Below are 19,303 nucleotides of genomic sequence, written 5' to 3' on the forward strand. Positions count from 1 at the left end.
CCATGGAGCCGACGACCCTGATGCTCCTCCTCGTCGCGGTGCTGTTCGCGATCCTCGCCTGCGGCGTCTGGATCGCGGTGGCGCTCGCGACGCTCGGCTTCGTCGCCCTCGTCGTCTCGCTGCCGCTGCCGCCGGGCGCGATCCTCGCGACGGCGATGTGGCAGCAGCTCAATTCCTGGGACCTCACGGCGCTGCCGATGTTCATCCTGATGGGCGACATCCTGTTCCGCACGCGCCTGTCGGAGGACATGTTCGAGGGCCTCACCCCCTGGCTCGCCCGCCTGCCGGGCCGGCTCCTGCACGTCAACGTGCTCGGCTGCACGATCTTCGCCGCGGTCTCCGGCTCTTCGGCCGCGACCTGCGCCACGATCGGGCGGATCTCGCTCGGCGAGCTGAAGAAGCGCGGCTATTCCGAGGTGATGGCGATCGGCACGCTCGCGGGCTCGGGCACGATCGGGCTGATGATCCCGCCCTCGATCATCCTCATCGTCTACGCCACCGCCACCGAGCAGTCGGTGGCGCGGCTCTTCATCGCCGGCGTCGTGCCCGGGCTGATGCTGACCGCGCTGTTCATGGGCTACGTCGTCGTCTGGGCGCTCTTGAACCGCCACCGCATGCCTCCGCCCGAGCCGGTCATGCCGCTGCGCCAGCGCCTCGCCAAGCTCCGGCGCCTCGCCCCGGTCGTCCTCCTCATCGTCGGCGTGATCGGCTCGATCTACGCGGGCTTCGCCTCGGCGACCGAGGCGGCGGCGGTGGGCGTGTTCCTGGCGCTCGCCATCTCCTGGCGCGCGGGGACGCTGAACCTCGGCACCTTCCGCACGGCGCTCCTGTCGGCGACCAAGACCTCGTGCATGATCACCTTCATCCTCGCGGGCGCCGCCTTCCTGACCACGGCGATGGGCTTCACCGGCATTCCGCGGATGCTGGCGGAATGGATCGGGACGTTCGGCCTCTCGCAGGCGATGCTGCTGCTCGCCCTGACGCTGTTCTTCATCGTCATGGGCTGCTTCCTCGACGGCATCTCGCTCGTGGTGCTCACCACCTCTATCGTCATGCCGCTCGTCACGGCGGCGGGGATCGACCTGATCTGGTTCGGCATCTTCATCGTGCTCGTCGTGGAGATGGCGCAGATCACCCCGCCGGTGGGCTTCAACCTCTACGTCCTGCAATCCCTGACGGGGCGGGACATCTTCCGCCTGGGTCTCTACACCGCGCCCTTCTTCCTGATCATGTGCTTCGCCGCGCTGCTGCTCGCGCTGTTTCCCGACATCGCGCTGTGGCTGCCGCGGACGATGCTCGAATGAGCGGAGACGACGCCATGCGCCGCCGCGCCCGCACGACGACCGCCCCCGGCGAGGAACCCGCAGCCGGCGCCCGAGGCGTCGGCCCCGTCGTCTCCTCCGCCCATCTCGCCGAGACCGGGCTGCCGGCGCTCTCCGAGTTCGAATTCGGGCTGATCCTGGCCAGCCACGCCTTCGAGCGCTGGATGGTGCGCTGCATGGCGGCGGCGGGCGTGCCGGACGTCTCGGCGCTCGACGTGCTCATCCTGCACACGGTCAACCATCGCGGTCGCCCCAAGAAGCTCGCCGACATCTGCCTCGTTCTCTCGATCGAGGACACGCACCTCGTCTCCTACGGCGTGAAGAAGCTCGAGGCCGCGGGCCTCGTCGCCTCCGGGCGCGCGGGCAAGGAGAAGACCGTGGAGATCACCGAGCGGGGCCGGGCCATGTGCCTGCGCTACCGCGAGATCCGGGACGCCCTGCTGACGAAGCCGCTCGCGGCGACGACGCTCGACGAGGCGCGGCTGTCCGAGCTCGCGGCGATGCTGCGGGGGCTGTCGGGGCACTACGACCAGGCGGCGCGGGCGGCGGCGAGCCTATGATCAGCGCGGCACGCCCGCCCTGGCCAGCGCGTCCACACGGTGGTTGAGCGGGTCGTCGGCGTGGCCCTTGACCCAGTGCCAGCTGACGGCGTGGCGGGTACGTGCCTCGTCGAGGCGGCGCCAGAGGTCCTCGTTCTTGACGGGAGCCTTCGCGGCGGTGCGCCAGCCTTTCGCCTTCCAGCCGGCGAGCCAGGTGGTGATGCCGTTCCTGACGTACTGGCTGTCCGTGTAGAGGTCGACGGTGCAGGGGCGCTTCAGGGCCTCCAGCGCCTGGATCGCGGCCATCAGCTCCATGCGGTTGTTGGTCGTCGTCGCCTCGCCGCCGTTGAGCTCCTTCTCGCGCTCGCCGAAGAGGAGCAGCGCTCCCCAGCCGCCGGGGCCGGGATTCCCGATGCAGGACCCGTCGGTGTAGATCGTCACGCGGGGCGCGCCCGCGCCGGCCGTCGTCTCGGCGGTCATCGATCGAGCCCGTAGTCGGCGGCGCTCCCGGCGCGGCGGTGGAGGGCGAGCTTGCGGTCGTACTCGAGCGGATCCTTGGGCTTGACCAGCGCACCCGGCGGCACGTCGAGCCAGTCGACGAGGCGGGTGAGCAGGAAGCGCAGCGCCGCACCGCGGCACAGCGTCGGCAGCGCCGCCACCTCGGCGGGCTCGAGGCGGCGCACCCGCTCGTAGCCCGCGATCAGCGCGCGGCTCTTGGTGACGTTGAAGGACCCGTCCGGCTCGAAGCACCAGGCGTTGAGGCAGATGGCGAGATCGTAGGCGAGCTGGTCGTTGCAGGCGAAGTAGAAGTCGATCAGGCCCGACACCGCCTCGCCGATGAAGAAGACGTTGTCGACGAAGAGATCCGCGTGGATCACGCCGTCGGGCAGGCCCGCCGGCCAGTGCCGCTCGAGGTGGTCGAGCTCGGCGCGCGTGCGGGCGGCGAGGCCCGCGGCGACCGTGTCCGCCTGCGCCTCCGCCTGCGCGAAGAGCGGGCGCCAGGCGGGCAGGGAGAGTGCGTTGGCGCGGCGGATCGGGAAGTCGCGTCCCGCCTCGTGCAGCCGTGCCAGCGCCTCGCCCAGCGCGCCGCAGCGCTTGGCCGAGGGCCGACGGATCGACAGGCCCTCGAGGAACGTCGCGATCGCGGCGGGGCGGCCCGCCAGGCGGCCGAGCGCCTCCCCGCGCCGGTCGCGGACCGGCAGCGGGCAGACGATCCCGCGCGTCGAGAGATGCTCCATCAGGCCGAGGAAGAACGGCAGGTCCGCCTCCGCCACGCGCTTCTCGTAGAGCGTGAGGATGTAGGAGCCGGCCTGCGTGTGGAGGAAGTAGTTCGTGTTCTCGACGCCCTCCGCGATGCCCTTGAAGGAGAGCACGGCGCCGATGTCGTAGCCCTCCACGAAGGCGACGAGCGCCTCCTCCGGCACGTCGGTGTAGACCGCCACGGCTATTCGGCGGCTTCGCCGCGCAGGCCGCGCGGCAGGGGGAAGAACACGTCCTCGGTCACCGTCGTCACGGTCTCCACCGAGACGTCGTAGCGCTCGGCGAAGGCGTCGATGATCTCCTCGACCAGCACCTCGGGCGCGGACGCGCCCGCCGTCATGCCGAGCCGGCGGATGCCGGAGAACGCCTCCCAGTCGATCTCCGCGGCGCGGTTGGCGAGCCGGGCGACCTTGCAGCCGGCGCGCTCGGCGACCTCGCGCAGGCGTTGCGAGTTCGAGGAATTGGGCGAGCCCACGACGATGAGCGCGTCCACCTGAGGCGCGACCTTCTTGACCGCCTCCTGGCGATTGGTGGTCGCGTAGCAGATGTCCTCCTTGTGCGGGCCGACGATGGCGGGGAAGCGCGCCTTGAGCGCCTCCACGATCTCGCGGGTGTCGTCGACCGACAGCGTCGTCTGCGTCACGAAGGCGAGCGCCGTCGCGTCCGCCGGCGCGAAGGCGGCGACGTCCTCGAGCGATTCGATCAGCGTGATCGTGCCGGCGGGGAGCTGGCCCATCGTGCCGACGACCTCGGGATGGCCGGCGTGGCCGACGAGCAGGACGTGGCGGCCCTTCTTCGCGTGGACCTGCGCCTCGCGATGCACCTTGGTGACGAGCGGGCAGGTCGCGTCGATGGCGTGCATGCGCCGGCGCAGCGCCTCGTCGGGCACCGACTTCGGCACGCCGTGGGCGGAGAAGATCACCGGCGCGTCCCCGTCCGGGATCTCGTCGAGCTCGCGCACGAAGATCGCGCCCTTCCTGCGCAGGCTCTCGACGACGTACTTGTTGTGCACGATCTCGTGGCGCACGTAGACCGGCGCGCCGCGCTGGGCGAGCGCCTGCTCGACGGCGTCGATGGCGCGCACCACGCCCGCGCAGAAGCCGCGGGGGGCGCACAGGAGGATCTCGAGAGGCGGCTTCGTCATCGCGTACGGTCTGTGGCGAGACGCGCCGCGTGTCAAGCCGGCGCGAGGGCGCGCCTCAGGACGCGAGCGCCACCGCCGCGCCCGCGGCCGGCGCGCCCGTACGGGCCGCGCGGGCTCGCTGCGCGAAGTCGCGGCAGAAGCCGGGGATCGCCTCTGCGGCCATCGGGCGGGCGAAGTGGAAGCCCTGCACGAGGCTGCACCCGGCGCCGGTGGCGAAGCGCAGCTGCTCGGGCGTCTCGATGCCTTCGACGAGCGTCTCCGCGCCGAGCGCCTCGGCGAGGCGCAGCACGCCCTGGAGGACGCTCGCGCGGGTGTCCGGGTCGCCCTCGACGAGGAAGGACCGGTCGATCTTGAGGAGGTCGGGCTCGAGCCGCACCAGGTAGGCGATGTTGGAGTAGCCGGTGCCGAAATCGTCGAGCGCGAGGCGCACGCCCATCGCCGAGAGCGCGGCGAGGCTCGCGCCGACCTGCTCGCATTCGGCCAGCAGCACGCCTTCGGTGATCTCGATCTCGAGGTCCTCCGGCGCGAGGCCCCAGCGCGCCAGCGTCTCGGCCACCTCGCGGGCGAGCACCGCCGAGCGGAAGCCGTGGGGCGAGAAATTGACGGCGACGCGCAGCGCGAGGCCGGCCTCGCGCCAGCGCGCGGCGGCGCGGCAGGCCTCCTCCAGCACGAACCGGTCGAGGGTCGCGATCTGGCCGCTCTGCTCGGCGATGGCGATGAACTCGCCGGGGGGCACGATCCGGCCCGTGCGCCCGCAGCGCCAGCGCACCAGCGCCTCGGCGGCGACCACCGTGCCGCGCAGGACGTCGACCTGCGGCTGGAACTCGAGGAAGAGCTCGTGCTCGGCGAGCGCCCGCGCGAGCCCGTCGCGCAGCGCCTCGACGCGCCGCCGCTTGGTCATCAGGCCGGGGGCGAACGGCATCGTCGCGCCACGACCGGACTCCTTGACCGCGTAGAGCGCGGCGTCGGCGCAGGTGATGGCCTCCTCGATCGTGGGCGCGTCGGCGGGCCAGACGGCGATGCCGCAGCTGAAGGCGATCGGCACGATCTCGCCGCCGACGTCGACCGTGACCGGGCGTGCCCGTCGCGCGTCCAGGCGTGCGCGCAGGTCGGCGACGCCGCCGCGCCCGAGGGGCACGGCGACCACGAACTCGTCGCCACCCCAGCGCGCCACGATGCCGTCCTCGCCGAACTCGCGGCGCAGCCAGGACGAGGCGGCCTCCAGCATGGCGTCGCCGGCGGGATGACCGAGCCGATCGTTGACGGCCTTGAAGCGATCGAGGTCCAGGATCAGCACGGCGTGCGGCGACGCGTCCTGCGCCTCCATGCGCCGCGCCCATTCCGTGAAGCCGCGCCGGTTGGCGGTGCCGGTGAGGCTGTCGCGCCCGCTCGCCGTGCGCAGCTGCGAGACGATGCTGCGGTTGCGGCTGAACAGTCCCACCGAGAGGATCGACAGCACGAGGAGCATGAGGACGCTGCCGACGACGCCGACCCAGGCGCGGTTCGTCTCCGAGATCTGCCGGCGCAGGGCCTCGTCGATGCGGGTCTCGATTCCGCGCGTGTAGTCGTTCGTCTCTCGGACCAGCGCGGAGGCGAGGTCGCGCGTCGCGGCGACGCGCCCCGCGTCCAGCGGCGCGCCCGCAGCGACGAGGGCGTCGAGCCCGGCCATCAGATCCCGCGCGAGCGGCGCGAAGACGGTGCCCGGGTCCGTCATCGGGCCGCGGCTCAGTGAATCCAGCATGTCGAGACGCACGTAGAACCGGTCCGCCGCGTCCGCGACCACCGCGTGCGCGCGGGGATCGCCCGGCGTCGTCGCCGCCGTGGCGAGGAGGCCCTCGAGCGCGACGATCTCGGCATAGGTGTAGCGCAGGTGCCGGACCATGTACTGGCCGAGGTCGATCTCGCCACGCTTGATGCTGCCCGCGCCCCAGATCGCGACGAGGGTCGCGATCACGCCCGCGAACAGGATCAGCGTGCCGACCAGCGGACCGCCCCGGTCCCCCAGCACGAAGCGCAGGCGGCGAAGGACCCGCATGCCCTCACCACTCGATCTCGGCGATGAGCCAGACGCTCCTGTCGATGTAGATCCGGTCGTCGAGCTCGGGGTGGAGGTGCACGGGATAGAGCAGGCGGGCCGGCCCGCGTGCGCGGACACCGAGCGGCGCGCCGTCGACGCGCGTCGCCAGGACGAGCGGCCAGCGCTCCCAGTCCTCCCGTGGGATGCGCGCGCCGTAACCGTCGGCGCCGCGGAGCGTGACCGCGTCTTCGCCGTCGGCCCCGATCAGCGCGAGGACGTCGGCGAGGAGAGGCCCCCGGAAGTGCGTGCCCTCGCGGTCCATCGACAGCCCGCCCGGCACCTCGTGCATCGGCAGACGCTCGATGTCGGCGATCGACACCGTGCGGCCGGAGGCGGGAGGGCCGATGCGGATCTCGGGGGTCTCGGCGCGGGTCTCGGCACGCGCGCCGTCCGAGGCGGCGACACGCGACGCGCCGTCGGCGGCCGTGGCCGGGGCGAGCTGGAGGACCGCGGCGACGGTCGCTGCGACGAGAACGGGTATGCGCGGCACGGCTTTCTCCTCGGGTCCGCCTGGGCGGCTCGGTGGATACGAGCCATACCGAAGGGGAATGACGAAGAGCTTAAGCGGATCACGCAGCGGAAGCCGGGACGAGTCGCGCATCCCCGGGAAGCCGCGGCGGCTCAGGGTCGCCGGTGCGCGCACGCCGCAACTCGACCGCGCCCGCCGCCGGCCGCGCACACGAGCCATGCGCCTCGAGCATACCACGTCCGGACGACGAAGAGGGCCGGCGCGATCGGCGCGCCGCACCGCCTCACCGCGCTTCGCCTCATCCGGCGATCCGCCCGCCGAGCTCGTCCTCGACGTGGACGCGGATGATCTCGTCGAAGCTGTCCTCCGCCCGGAAGCCCAGCGCGAGCGCGCGCGTCGGGGCGAAGGCGCGGGGCCAGCCGGCGATGATGCGGGCGATCGCCGGATCGGGCTCGCGGCGGATGCGGGCGACGGCGGCGTCGCCCGCGACGCGCCGCAGCGCCTCGATCTGCTCGCCGACCGTCACCGCGACGCCCGGCATGTCGAGCGTGCGGTGCGGGCCGATCGCCGCGCCGTCGAGGGCGGCCGCGTGCAGGAGGAAGCCCACCGCCGCGCGCGGCGAGGCGTGCCAATGGCGCACGTCGTCGGAGACGGGCAGCACCGCCTCCTCGCCCACGAGCGGCTCGCGGACGATGCTCGAGAAGAAGCCCGACGCCGCCTTGTTCGGCCGCCCCGGCCGCACGCAGATGGTCGGCAGGCGAATGCCGACGCCGTCGAGGATGCCGCGGCGGGTGTAGTCGGCCAGCAGCAATTCGCAGATCGCCTTCTGGGTGCCGTAGCTCGTCAGCGGGGTGAGCGCGTGGTCCTCCGGCACCGGCTCCGGCAGCGGCGCGCCGAACACGGCGACGGAGGAGGCGAAGACCACGCGCGGCCGATAGCCCTCGCCGTGCGCCCGCACCGCCTCGAAGAGCGCGCGTCCGCCGTCGAGGTTGATGCGGTAGCCCTTCTCGAAATCGGCCTCCGCCTCCCCCGAGACGATCGCGGCGAGATGCACGATCACGTCCGGACGGTCCGCGACGAGCCGCGTCGCGGTCGCGGGATCGCCGATGTCGGCGGCGATCGTCTCGACGGGGAGGCCCGCGCCCGCGGGAACCGGCGGATCGACGACGTCGTGGAGCGTGAGGCGGGCGATCTCGCGCGCGCCGATGCGCCCGTCGGCGACGAGGTGGCGGGCGAGCTTGGCGCCGATCATGCCGGCGGCGCCGGTGACGAGGACGTGCATGGGGGTCGCGTTTCCTGTGCGAGGGTCGATCACGTGCGAGGGTCGATCACAGCGTCCAGCCGCCGTCGACGACGAGGGTGGTGCCGGTGGTGAAGGCGCTCTCGTCGCCGGCGAGGTGGACGGCCGCGGCGGCGACCTCGTCCGCCGTGCCGATGCGGCCCATCGGCTGGCGCGCGACGAAGCTCGCCCGCACGGCCTCCTCGTCCTGCCCGGTGCGGGCGGCGAGCGCCGCGATGCGCCCGTCGAGGGAGGGCGACTGGACCGTGCCGGGGCAGATGGCGTTGCAGCGCACGCCCTCTCGAATGAAGTCGATCGCCACCGCCTTGGTGAGCCCGATCACCGCCGCCTTGGTGGCGCCGTAGGCGTAGCGCGCCGGCGCGCCCTTCAGCGAGGAGGCACCCGAGGAGATGTTGACGATCGAGCCGCCGCCGCGCGCCAGCATGCCCGGCAGGAAGGCCTTGATCGTGCGGTGCATGGACTTGACGTTGAGGTCGAAGGAGAGGTCCCACGCCTCCTCATCGCAGTCGAGGACGGAGCCGTGCGCCACGTAGCCGGCGCAGTTGACGAGCACGTCGATGCCGCCGAGATCGCGCGTCACCTGCGCGGCGAGCGCGTCGACCGCCGCGGTGGAGGTCACGTCGAGGCCGATCCGCCGCGCCGCGGGCAGGCCGTCGAGATCCTCCGGGTGCAGCGTCGTGGCGAGGAGGACTGCGCCCTCCGCCGCGAAGGCCGCCGCGATGGCGCGCCCGATCCCCTGCCCCGCCGCCGTCACCAGCGCGACCTTCCCCTCCAGCCGTCCCGCCATCGCGCCCTCCCCGGTGCGTCCCGCCGCTCTCGCCCGCACTGTAGCGCGCCGGAGCGTGGGCGAAAGCCGGCAAGCCGCCCTCCCGCGTCTTCGCACCCGCGCGGGCGGGAGCCCGGGCGGGTGCCGAGGGGCGAGGAGCAAGCGGAGCCTTGGAGAGCGTCCGCCTTGGCAAGCGACGGAGGTATGGGCTAAGACTGCCGGGCGTGGACAAAACGACGAAAACGCCTACCACGCGGGCGTGTCGTTCCCTCGAACAGACGGAGACACGAGAACATGCACGCACAATTCGCCCTGAAGTCGACGCTGGCCGCCGCCACGATGGCGCTGGCGCTCGGCGGCGCCTCGACCGGCGCCATCGCCCAGCAGCAGCAATTCGTCTCGATCGGGACCGGCGGCGTCACCGGCGTCTACTACCCCGTCGGCGGCGCGATCTGTCGCCTGATGAACCAGACCCGCCGCGACCACGGCATCCGCTGCTCGGTCGAATCGACCGGCGGCTCGGTCTTCAACGTCAACGCCATCCGCGGGGGGGACCTGGACTTCGGCGTGGTCCAGTCCGACGTGCAGTACCAGGCCTTCAACGGGGAAGGCCGCTTCGCGGAGCAGGGCGCGCAGGAGAACCTGCGGGCGGTCTTCTCGCTGCACCCGGAGCCGTTCACCCTCGTCGCGCGGGCCGGTGCGGGCATCGCCGGCTTCGACGACCTCGAGGGCAAGCGCGTCAACATCGGCAACCCGGGCTCCGGCCAGCGCGCCCTCATGGACATCCTGATGGAGCGCAAGGGCTGGACGGCCGGCACCTTCGCGCTCGCATCCGAGCTCGCCCCGGCCGAGCAGGCCCAGGCGCTGTGCGACAACAACGTCGACGCCTTCGTCTACAGCGTCGGGCATCCGAACGGCTCCATCCAGGAGGCGGCCTCGTCCTGCGACGCGGTCCTCGTGGACGTGACCGGGCCGGAGGTGGACGCCCTCGTCGAGGAATTCCCCTTCTACTTCACGGCGGAGATCCCCGGCGGCATGTATCGCGGCACCGACGATACGACGACGACCTTCGGCGTCGGCGCGACGTTCGTGGCCTCCGCCGAGGTTCCGGAAGAGGCGGTGTACACGCTGGTGAAGTCCGTGTTCGACAATTTCGACAGCTTCATCGGCCTGCATCCGGCGCTGGCCAACCTCGAGCCCGAGACGATGATCGAGGCCGGCCTGTCGGCGCCGCTCCATCCGGGCGCCGAGCGCTACTACCGCGAGCGCGGCTGGATGCAGTGACACGCGGCCGGCGCGCCCCGAGCGGGCGCGCCGGCCCCGCGGTCTCCCGCCGCCCCGGCGGGAGACGCTTCCCGACGGCGCCCGCGACGGCTAGCCTCGCGGAGGAGCCGCGAGCGCGAGCGAAACGATGACCGACGAGACCCGGCCCGCGACGGAGAGCCCCGCGACAGCGAGCGGCGCGAGACAGGGCGGCGCGAGACAGGGCGGCGCGAGACAGGGCGGCCCGAGCAGGAGCGAGCTCGACGACCTCGTCGCGAAGACGGACACCGGCGCGCGAAACCCGCACGGCGTCGTCGGCATCGCCGTCACGGCCGTGGCGCTGGCCTGGGCGCTGTTCCAGCTCTACATCGCCTCCCCTCTCCCCTTCGTGCTCTCGCGGCTGACCGGGCTCCCGCTCGTCCTGAACGATGCGCAGATCCGCCCGATCCATCTCGGTTTCGCGCTGTTCCTGGCCTACTGCGCCTATCCCGCCCTCTCGCGCTCGCCGCGCGACCGGATCCCCGTCCTCGACCTGATCCTCGCCGCCGCGGCCGCGGCCTGCGCGCTCTACATCTTCGTCTTCTACCGCGAGCTCTCCAACCGTCCGGGTCTGTCGATCACGCAGGACCTCGTCGTCGCGGGCCTCGGTCTCGTGCTCCTGCTCGAAGCGACGCGCCGCGCGCTCGGCCCGCCGCTCGCCATCGTGGCGATCGTGTTCCTGCTCTACGTCTTCTTCGGCTCGTCGCCGTTCGTGCCGGACATCCTGCAATGGGGGGGTGCCTCGTTCTCGCGGGCGATGGACCAGATGTGGCTGACCTCCGGGGGCGTGTTCGGGGTGGCGCTCGGTGTCTCGGCGAGCTTCGTCTTCCTCTTCGTGCTGTTCGGCTCGCTGCTCGACAAGGCGGGCGCGGGGAACTTCTTCATCAAGCTGGCCTTCGCCCTGCTCGGGCACTTGCGGGGCGGGCCGGCGAAGGCCGCCGTCCTGTCCTCGATGATGACCGGGGTGATCTCGGGCTCCTCCATCGCCAACGTCGTGACGACGGGCACCTTCACCATCCCGCTGATGAAGCGCGTGGGGTTCTCCGCGGAGAAGGCGGGGTCGGTGGAGGTGGCGTCCTCGGTCAACGGGCAGATCATGCCCCCGGTCATGGGCGCCGCCGCCTTCCTGATGGTCGAGTACGTCGGCATCTCCTACACGGCGGTGATCACCCACGCCTTCCTGCCGGCGGTGATCTCCTACATCGCGCTGCTCTACCTCGTGCATCTCGAGGCGCTCAAGAACGCGATGCCGGCCCTGCCCAAGCGCGTGGTCCATCCGCTGCCGACGGCGCTCCTGCGGGCGGGCATCACCATCGCCTCGATCCTGATCCTCGCCGGGCTCGTCTATTTCGGCATCCGCGGCGTGCAGGCCGTCCTGCCGGACGTCTCGACGCCGGTCCTGCTCGCGATCGTCGGCGCCGTCTACGTCGCGCTGATCTGGCTCGCCTCGAAGGGGCCGGACCTCGAGATCGACGATCCCGACGCCCCGGTGATCGAGCTGCCGATCGCCACCGAGGTGCTCAAGACCGGCCTGCACTACATCCTGCCGATCGTCGTGCTGGTCTGGTTCCTGATGGTCGAGAAGCGCTCGCCGGGCCTCTCGGCGTTCTACGCGGTCATGCTGCTCCTCGTCATCCTGGTCACCCAGAAGCCGCTCAAGGCGCTATTTCGCCGGATGCGGGGCGCGCAGGTGATCGCAGCCGCGCGGGAGGGCCTCGCCGACCTGACGCAGGGCCTCATCCTCGGCTCGCGCAACATGATCGGCATCGCCTGCGCCACGGCCACCGCCGGGATCATCGTCGGCACCGTGACGCTCACCGGCGTCGGGCAGGTGATGGCCGAGTTCGTGGAGTTCATCTCCGGCGGCAACATCCTCCTCATCCTCGTCTTCACGGCGCTGATCTCGCTCGTGCTCGGCATGGGCCTGCCGACGACGGCGAACTACATCGTCGTGGCGACGCTGATGGCCCCGGTCATCGTCGAGCTGGGCCAGGCGAACGGGATCATCATCCCGCTGATCGCCGCGCACCTGTTCGTGTTCTACTTCGGCATCATGGCGGACGTGACGCCACCCGTCGGGCTCGCGTCGTTCGCCGCGGCGGCGGTGTCGCGGGGCGATCCGCTGAAGACCGGCTTCACGGCGTTCTTCTACAGCTTCCGCACCGTGCTCCTGCCGTTCATCTTCGTGTTCAATACCGATCTGCTGCTGATCGACGTCGGCTGGGCCCAGGGGATCTGGGTCTTCGTCAAGGCGACGGCGGCGATGCTCGTCTTCGCCGCGGCGACGCAGGCCTACTTCCTCGTCAAGAGCCGCGTCTGGGAGACGGTGGCGCTCCTCCTCGTCGCCTTCCTGCTGCTGCGCCCGGGCTTCCTGATCGACCAGATCGTGCCGCCCTACGAGCCGCTTCCGGCGACGCAGATCGAGGACGCTATCGCGGCGACGCCCGAGGGCGGGATCGTCCGTCTCGGCGTCTCGGGCCCGCGCTTCTCCGACCTCCAGGTCGAGCAGCGCACCCTCGCCTTCACGCTGCCGGGCGCCGACCTCGACCCGGCGACGCGGCTCGAGCAGGCGACGGGCCTCGTCTACCTGATCGAGGGCGAGCGCGTGCTCCTGGAGGAGCCGTTCGACCCCCGGAGCCCGGGCGGGCGCACGCTCGGCCACCTCGACTTCTACGATCCCGACAACGCGGTCGTGATCACCGCCGTCGAGGTGCCCGTGGAGCAGCCGGCGCGGGCCTGGTCCTACCTGCCGGCGGCGCTGCTGTTCGGGCTCGTCTGGCTCGCGCAGACGCGGCGCGCGAAGCGGCAGGACGACGAGGCGAAGCACGGGCGCGGGACGACCTCCGCGGCCGGAGGCGAGGGGGTGCGCGCCTGACGGCGCGGGAGCGACAGCTCGAAGGAGGTGCGACGATGTACCGGAACATCCTGCTCGCGGTGGATCTCGGCCACAGGGAAGCCGAGCAGCGCGCCGTCGATACGGTGGTGGAATACGCGCGCGCCTTCGGCGCGACGATCCACGTGCTCAACGTCGTGCCCGACTTCGGCATGGCGCTCGTCGGAGGCTTCTTCCCGGAGGGATTCGAGAAGCAGGCGCTCGCGCGCGCTCACGAGGAATTGAACGCCTTCACCGCCGCGGCGATCCCCGCCGAGATCCCGCACCGGACCATCGTCGGCCACGGCGGCATCTACCGCGAGATTCTGCATTGGGCGCAGGAGACGAAGGCGGATCTCGTGGTGATGTCCGCCCACCGACCCGAGCTCGAGGATTATCTCCTCGGCCCCAATGCCGCCCGAGTGGTCCGGCACGCGAGAACGTCCGTACTGGTGGTGCGGCCCGCGCCGGCGTGACATAGATGTCGCTCGGCGCGAGCGGGCCCATCGCCCATCGGTCGCGCTGCGAGGCGGGAGTTTCATGGCACTCTGGAAGCAAGCGCTCGTCGCGATGCTGCTCGTCGTGGGCGCTCTCGCGGGATGGGCGACGCTGTCGCCGGCGACCGCGCCGACGGCGATCGTCGAACTCGCCGCGCGCGTCGGCCTGCCCGTGGCCGAGACCGGGCCGGATCCGGCGGCCGGCGCGGCCCGCCGCGGCGGCTTCGGGCCGAGCCGCGTCGTGGTGGGCTCGGTCGCGCAGTCGCGCGAGGAGACGCGCCTCGACGTCATCGGCACCGCCGAGGCGGCGCGGTCCGTCACGCTCTTCGCCCCCGACGACGGCCTCGTCCGCGCCGTGCTGTTCGCGCCCGGGGACCGGGTCGAGGCCGGCGCGCCGCTCCTGTCGCTGGACGACCGCGAGCAGCGCATCGCGCTGGAGCGCGCCACCATCGCCGCCGATCTCGCCCGCGATCGCGCCGCGCGCCTGCAGAGCCTCGCCGAGAGCCGCTCCGCCTCCGCCGTACAGCTGGAGGAGGCGCAGGCGGCGCTGGCCGAGGCGCGCACCCAGGTCGCCGCCGCCGAGCTGGCGCTCGAGCGCCGCACGCTCGATGCGCCCTTCGCCGGGCGCCTCGGCCTGTCCCAGGTGGAGATCGGCCAGCGCGTGTCGACGCAGACGCCCGTCGCGGCGCTCGACGACCGCGGCCGCATCCTCGTGCGCTTCCCCGTGCCCGAGCGGCTCGCCGCCCGCGTCGCGCGCGGCGACACGGTCCTCGCCCAAACCGCAGCGTATCCGGGCGAGACCTTCCCCGCGACGGTCGCCGAGATCGACAGCCGCGTCGATCCCGACAGCCGCGCGCTTCCCGTGCGCGCGGAGATCGCCAACGGCGACGACCGGCTGCGGCCGGGCATGAGCTTCACCGTCACCCTCGCCTTCCCCGGCGCCGCCCGCGTCGCGGTGCCCGCCCAGGCGCTGCAATGGGACCGGGAAGGGCCGTACGTCTGGCGCGTCGCGAACGGTGCGGTGACGCAGGTGCGCGTCGCGCTCGCCGGCCGGGCGGAGGGCGTCGTCCTCGTGGAGGCGCCGCTTTCGGCGGGTGAGCAGGTCGTGCTCGAGGGCGTCCAGCGCCTGCGCGACGGGGCCGAGGTCGAGATCGCCGAGGAGGTCGTGCCCGGCGCCACCTCCCCCGGCGGCCAGCGGAGCTGATCGCATGAGCGCCTACTCCCGCGCCGCAGACGTCGCCTCCCTGTGCGTGCGCCGCCCGACGCTCGCGGCGGTGATGAGCCTGATGATCGTACTCGCCGGCCTCGCCGCGCTGTTCGGCGTGTCGGTCCGCGAGCTGCCCGACGTCGATCGCCCGGTCGTCACCGTCACGACCGAGTTCCCCGGCGCCACGCCCGCCGCCATCGACGCGCAGGTGACGCGCCTCGTCGAGGGCGCCGTTGCCCGCGTGCCCGGGCTCGTCTCCGTCTCCTCGTCGAGCGCCCGCGGGCGCAGCCGCATCGTCGCCGAGTTCGGCGAGGGCGTCGACCTCGACATCGCGGCCAACGACATGCGCGACGCGGTCTCCGGCATCGTGGGCCGGCTCCCGGAGGACGCCGCCGAGCCGCGCGTGGTGAAGGCGGACGCGGACGGCGACGCGATCCTGCGCCTCGCGGTCGTCTCCGATCGCCACGCCATCGAGGAGCTCTCGGCCCTCGCCGAGCGCCTCGTGTTCGATCGGCTCGCCGCGGTGGAGGGCGTCGCCGACGTCCAGGTCTACGGGCTGCGCGAGCCGGTCTTCCGGGTGACGCTCGACGTCGCCGCGCTGAACGCCCGGGGCCTCACCATCGCCGACGTCCGCCGCGCCCTCGACGGCGTCCTGTCGGACGCGCCCGCGGGCGACCTGCGCATGCCGTCCTCGACCGTGCTCGTCGAGGCGGGGGCCGCCGCACGCTCCGTCGACGAGATCGAGGCCACCTTCGTGGACCGTGGCACGCGCATCCGCGACGTCGCCTCCGTCTCCCTCGGGCCGGCCGAGGACGAGATGGTGCTGCGCTCGGACGGCCGCGTGGGTCTGGGCGCCGGTATCCTGCGCCAGGCGAGCTCGAACACGATCGCGATCTCGAGCGCCGTACGCGCGACGGTGGACGAGCTCAACCGCTCGCTCCCGGACGGCATCGAGGTCGCCGTGCGCTCCGACGACGCCGTCTTCGTCGGCAGTGCGGTGGCGGAGGTGCTGCGTACGCTGGTGATCGCGACGCTCCTCGTCGTCGTGATCATCCTGCTGTTCTTCCGCTCCTGGCGCGCGACGCTCATCCCGACCGTCACCGTGCCGATCGCCATCGTCGGCACGCTCGCGGCGATCTACATGATGGGCTTCTCCGTCAACGTGCTGACGCTGCTCGCCCTCGTCCTCGCCACGGGCATCGTCGTCGACGACGCCATCGTCGTCATCGAGAACATCGAGCGGCGCCGGGCGGAGGGCATGGGTGCGCGCGCCGCCGCGGTGCTCGGCACGCGACAGGTCTTCTTCGCGGTGGTCGCGACGACGCTGACGCTGGCGGCCGTGTTCATCCCGATCTCGTTCCTGCCCGGGCAGGCCGGACGGCTCTTCGCCGAATTCGGCTTCACCCTCGCCGCCGCCGTGCTGCTCTCCTCCTTCGTGGCGCTGACGCTCGCGCCGATGCTCGCGTCGCGCCTGCTGAAGGACGAGGCGCCGCGCGCGGACGGCGCGCCGCGGCGGCGGTTGGACCCGCTCGGCACGGTCGGCGGCTGGTTCGTGGCGCTCTACCGCGTCTTCCTCGTGCGCGCGCTCGCGCTGCCGCTCGTCGTGCTGACCGTGTGCGCGCTGTTCGGCGTCGCCGCCTGGATCGCCTGGTCGAGCCTGCCCGAGGAGCTCACCCCGCCGGAGGATCGCGGCTTCGTTCTCCTCGTCGTCTCCGCACCGCAGGGCGCCTCGCTCGCCTACACCGACGGCAAGGTCGCCGAGATCGAGGCCATCCTGGAGCCCTACGTCGAGGCGGGCGAGATCGAGAGCGTGCTGGCCGTGATCGGCACCTGGGGCCGCTCGAACCGTGCCTTCATCGCCGCCCCGCTGGTCGACTGGGCCGAGCGCGAGCGCGGCCAGCAGGCGATCGTGTCCGAGATCAACGGGAGGCTCGGCGCCGTCGTCGGCGTGAGCGCCCGCGCCATCTCGCCGAACTCGCTCGGCATCCGCGGCGGCGGCCAGGGGCTGCGCATCGCGGTGCTCGGCGAGGACTACGACGCCATCACCGACACCGGCCTCGCCCTCGTCGGCGCGCTGCGGCGCGAGCTGCCGGCGCTCACCAACCCCTCGCTGTCGATCGACGTCAGCCAGCCGCAGCTCTCCATCCGCCTCGACACGGCGCGCGCCGCCGATCTCGGCGTCGACCCCGCCGACGTCGCGCTCGCGCTGCAGACCGCCCTCGACGGGCGGCGCGTCGGCGACGTCTTCGTCGGCGACCGGGCCGTGGAGGTGCGGCTGCGCACGCCCGAGGGCGCGGTCTCCCAGCCCGACGACCTCGCCCAGATCCTGCTGCGTGGCAACGGCGGCGCGCTCGTGCCGCTCTCGGCGCTTGCCAGCCTCACCGAGGAGAGCGTGTCGCCCTCCCTGGAGCGGGAGCGCCAGCGCCGCTCGGTCACCGTCGAGGCGGGGCTCCCCGCCGACCTGCCCCTGCGCGCGGCGATCGAGCAGGTGCGCGCGGTGGCGACGCCGCTCCTCGCGCCGGGCCAGACCATCGCGTTCCTCGGCGAGGCGGCGGCGCTGGAGGAGACGTCGCGGGGCGTCGCCATCACCTTCGCCTTCGCGCTCGCCATCGTGCTCCTGGTGCTCGCGGCGCAGTTCGAGAGCGTCGCCTCGGGCGTGGTGATCATGCTCGTCGTGCCCTTCGGCCTCGGCGCGGCGGCGCTCGCCATGGCCGCGACGGGGACGAGCCTCAACATCTACAGCCAGATCGGCCTCGTGATGCTGATCGGGTTGATGGCCAAGAACGGCATCCTCATCGTCGAGTTCGCCAACCAGCTGCGCGACGAGGGCATGAGCGTGCGCGACGCCGCGCTCGAGGCCGCCGTCGTGCGCTTCCGGCCGGTGATGATGACGCTGATCTCGACCGTGCTGGGCGGCCTGCCGCTCGTCCTGTCGAGCGGTGCCGGCGCGGAAGCGCGCGCGGCGCTCGGCTGGGTCGTCGTCGGCGGGCTCGGGCTCTCCGTGCTGTTCACGCTGTTCCTGACGCCCGTGGCCTACCTTCTCCTCGCCCGCTTCGCCAAGCCCCGCGCCGCGGAGGCCGCCCGGCTCGACGCCGAACTCGCGGCGGCGGAGCGTGCGGAGGAGCGTGCCGCGGCGCGCGGCGACGGAGCCGTTCGCATCCCGGCCGAGTGACCCGTTCCACGGGCCGCGCACCTCACCCGCGCGCGACCATCTCGAGCGTCGCGCCGTCCGCGCGCCCGCCCCAGAACGCGTCGAGCCCGCGCTGGAACAGCGCCGCGTCCGCCGTTCCCTCCCCCGCCGCCTCGCGGAACAGCGTCAGGCACGAGCGCAGCTTCAGGTCGTCGGGGCTGCCGAGGATGGCGTGGATGTCCGAGCCCGCGTGGGGCAGGAGGAGGCCGACCGCCTCGCGCAGGCGCGGACCGAGCCGCGGATGGGCGAGGTAGGCGCGCGCCTCGGCGAGCCCGGAGACACCGTAGTGCCGGGCGGTGGCGCTGCGGCCGAGCTCCGCGAGTTGGGGGAAGACGAACCACATCCAGTGCGACCGCTTCGCGCCGGCCGCGAGCTCCACGCGCACGTTCTCCCAGACCCGATCCTGTGCGGCGACGAAGCGCTCGAGATCGTGATCGTCCGCCATCCGCTCGTTCCTCCCGTGCCCGCGACCGCGCGTCGCCGCAACGCGATCGCCCGCCGCCGCGTTCGCTCGCCCACAGCATACATGCATGCGACGAACGGGAGACCCACGATGAAGCTCGACCTCGACGGCAAGATCGCCCTCGTCACCGGCGGCGATTCCGGCATGGGCCGGGAGACGGCGCGCTTCCTGCTGCAGGAGGGTGCCGCCGTCGCCCTGAGCGACAAGACGGGGGACGAGCTGGCGGACGCCGCCCGCGCGCTCTCGGCGCACGGGCGCTGCGAGCCCTTCACCGCCGACCTGACGAAGCCCGACGAGGTCGCGCGCCTGAAGGCGCGGGTGGAGGAGCGGTTCGGCGCGCCCGACATCGTCGTCCACGCCGCCGGCACGACCGGACCCACCGGCGACTTCCTCGAGATCGACGACGCCGGCTGGCGGGAGGTGCTCGAGGTCGACCTGATGAGCGCCGTGCGCGTCGCGCGCGCCTTCATCCCCGGCATGCGCGCCAAGGGCTGGGGCCGGCTCGTGCTGATCTCCTCGGAGAACGCGGTGCAGCCCTACCCCGAGGAGATGCCCTACGACGTCGCGAAGGCCGGCATCGACGCGCTCGGCAAGAGCCTGTCGAAGGCCTTCGGCCCCGACGGCGTCAACGTCAACGTGGTCTCCCCCGCCTTCGTGGCGACGCCGATGACGGACGCGATGATGGACCGGAAGGCCGCCGAGGAGGGCACCGACCGCGCGCAGGCGATCGAGGGGTTCCTCGCGCAGAAGCGCCCCGGCATCGTCGTGGGCCGGCGCGGGCGCCCCGAGGAGGTCGCCGCCGTGATCGCCTTCCTCTGCTCGGAGCGCGCGAGCTATGTCGTCGGCGCCAACTGGCGCGTCGACGGCGGCTCGGTGATGACGACGACCTGAGCCG

Annotated in this window: 16 protein-coding genes; 8 read left to right on the forward strand and 8 right to left on the reverse strand. The window is 72.6% G+C overall.

What is annotated here, in order from left to right; all coding sequences use genetic code 11:
• Positions 1–2 precede the first annotated feature (2 nt).
• Together AB9M23_RS12895 and AB9M23_RS12900 are read left to right on the forward strand one after the other, a co-directional pair.
• Complete coding sequence (locus AB9M23_RS12895) at positions 3–1,304, forward strand: TRAP transporter large permease (RefSeq protein WP_372424959.1); 1,302 nt, start codon at positions 3–5, stop codon at positions 1,302–1,304.
• Positions 1,301–1,882 carry a winged helix DNA-binding protein gene (locus AB9M23_RS12900; RefSeq protein WP_372424960.1) on the forward strand — a complete coding sequence of 194 codons (582 nt, stop codon included), beginning with the start codon at positions 1,301–1,303 and terminating at the stop codon, positions 1,880–1,882. Before AB9M23_RS12895 ends, AB9M23_RS12900 begins: the two co-directional genes overlap by 4 nt.
• On the opposite strand, the gene rnhA is transcribed toward AB9M23_RS12900, so the two are convergent.
• From rnhA to AB9M23_RS12935, 7 genes are all read right to left on the reverse strand, one after another.
• Complete coding sequence (rnhA, locus tag AB9M23_RS12905) at positions 1,883–2,341, reverse strand: ribonuclease HI (RefSeq protein ID WP_372424961.1); 459 nt, start codon at positions 2,339–2,341, stop codon at positions 1,883–1,885.
• Entirely contained in the window at positions 2,338–3,303 is a 966-nt protein-coding gene (locus tag AB9M23_RS12910) for a homoserine kinase (protein ID WP_372424962.1), read from the reverse strand. The genes rnhA and AB9M23_RS12910 overlap by 4 nt, the downstream gene beginning before the upstream one ends.
• A gap of 2 nt (positions 3,304–3,305) precedes the next feature.
• Positions 3,306–4,265: a 4-hydroxy-3-methylbut-2-enyl diphosphate reductase gene (ispH, locus tag AB9M23_RS12915; protein WP_372424963.1), complete on the reverse strand. Its 960-nt coding sequence runs from the start codon at positions 4,263–4,265 to the stop codon at positions 3,306–3,308.
• Between the two features lie 55 nt (positions 4,266–4,320).
• Complete coding sequence (locus AB9M23_RS12920) at positions 4,321–6,300, reverse strand: putative bifunctional diguanylate cyclase/phosphodiesterase (RefSeq protein WP_372424964.1); 1,980 nt, start codon at positions 6,298–6,300, stop codon at positions 4,321–4,323.
• A 4-nt stretch (positions 6,301–6,304) separates the two neighbouring features.
• On the reverse strand, positions 6,305–6,832 hold the full coding sequence (locus tag AB9M23_RS12925; protein ID WP_372424965.1) for a putative pterin-binding protein: 528 nt from the start codon (positions 6,830–6,832) through the stop codon (positions 6,305–6,307).
• A 277-nt stretch (positions 6,833–7,109) separates the two neighbouring features.
• A complete protein-coding gene (gene denD, locus AB9M23_RS12930; protein WP_372424966.1) occupies positions 7,110–8,093 on the reverse strand; it encodes a D-erythronate dehydrogenase in 984 nt (327 codons plus the stop codon).
• A gap of 46 nt (positions 8,094–8,139) precedes the next feature.
• A complete protein-coding gene (locus AB9M23_RS12935) occupies positions 8,140–8,898 on the reverse strand; it encodes an SDR family oxidoreductase (RefSeq protein ID WP_372424967.1) in 759 nt (252 codons plus the stop codon).
• 273 nt (positions 8,899–9,171) lie between these two features.
• Between AB9M23_RS12935 and AB9M23_RS12940 the strand changes: the two genes are divergently transcribed.
• From AB9M23_RS12940 to AB9M23_RS12960, 5 genes are all read left to right on the forward strand, one after another.
• Positions 9,172–10,161 (forward strand): TAXI family TRAP transporter solute-binding subunit, encoded by a 990-nt coding sequence (locus AB9M23_RS12940; protein ID WP_372424968.1) that lies wholly within the window; start codon positions 9,172–9,174, stop codon positions 10,159–10,161.
• A gap of 127 nt (positions 10,162–10,288) precedes the next feature.
• Entirely contained in the window at positions 10,289–13,054 is a 2,766-nt protein-coding gene (locus AB9M23_RS12945; protein ID WP_372424969.1) for a TRAP transporter permease, read from the forward strand.
• Between the two features lie 35 nt (positions 13,055–13,089).
• A complete protein-coding gene (locus tag AB9M23_RS12950) occupies positions 13,090–13,527 on the forward strand; it encodes a universal stress protein (RefSeq protein WP_372424970.1) in 438 nt (145 codons plus the stop codon).
• Between the two features lie 64 nt (positions 13,528–13,591).
• Complete coding sequence (locus AB9M23_RS12955; protein WP_372424971.1) at positions 13,592–14,752, forward strand: efflux RND transporter periplasmic adaptor subunit; 1,161 nt, start codon at positions 13,592–13,594, stop codon at positions 14,750–14,752.
• Between the two features lie 4 nt (positions 14,753–14,756).
• On the forward strand, positions 14,757–17,927 hold the full coding sequence (locus tag AB9M23_RS12960) for an efflux RND transporter permease subunit (protein ID WP_372424972.1): 3,171 nt from the start codon (positions 14,757–14,759) through the stop codon (positions 17,925–17,927).
• Between the two features lie 22 nt (positions 17,928–17,949).
• Here the strand turns inward: AB9M23_RS12960 and AB9M23_RS12965 are convergent, their stop codons facing one another.
• Positions 17,950–18,390 (reverse strand): DUF1810 domain-containing protein, encoded by a 441-nt coding sequence (locus AB9M23_RS12965; RefSeq protein ID WP_372424973.1) that lies wholly within the window; start codon positions 18,388–18,390, stop codon positions 17,950–17,952.
• A 108-nt stretch (positions 18,391–18,498) separates the two neighbouring features.
• Here AB9M23_RS12965 and AB9M23_RS12970 point away from each other — a divergent pair, with 108 nt between their 5' ends.
• Complete coding sequence (locus AB9M23_RS12970) at positions 18,499–19,299, forward strand: SDR family NAD(P)-dependent oxidoreductase (RefSeq protein ID WP_372424974.1); 801 nt, start codon at positions 18,499–18,501, stop codon at positions 19,297–19,299.
• Positions 19,300–19,303 lie beyond the last annotated feature (4 nt).

The sequence above is a fragment of the Salinarimonas chemoclinalis genome (assembly GCF_041514305.1).
Taxonomy (GTDB): Bacteria; Pseudomonadota; Alphaproteobacteria; order Rhizobiales; family Beijerinckiaceae; genus Salinarimonas; species Salinarimonas chemoclinalis.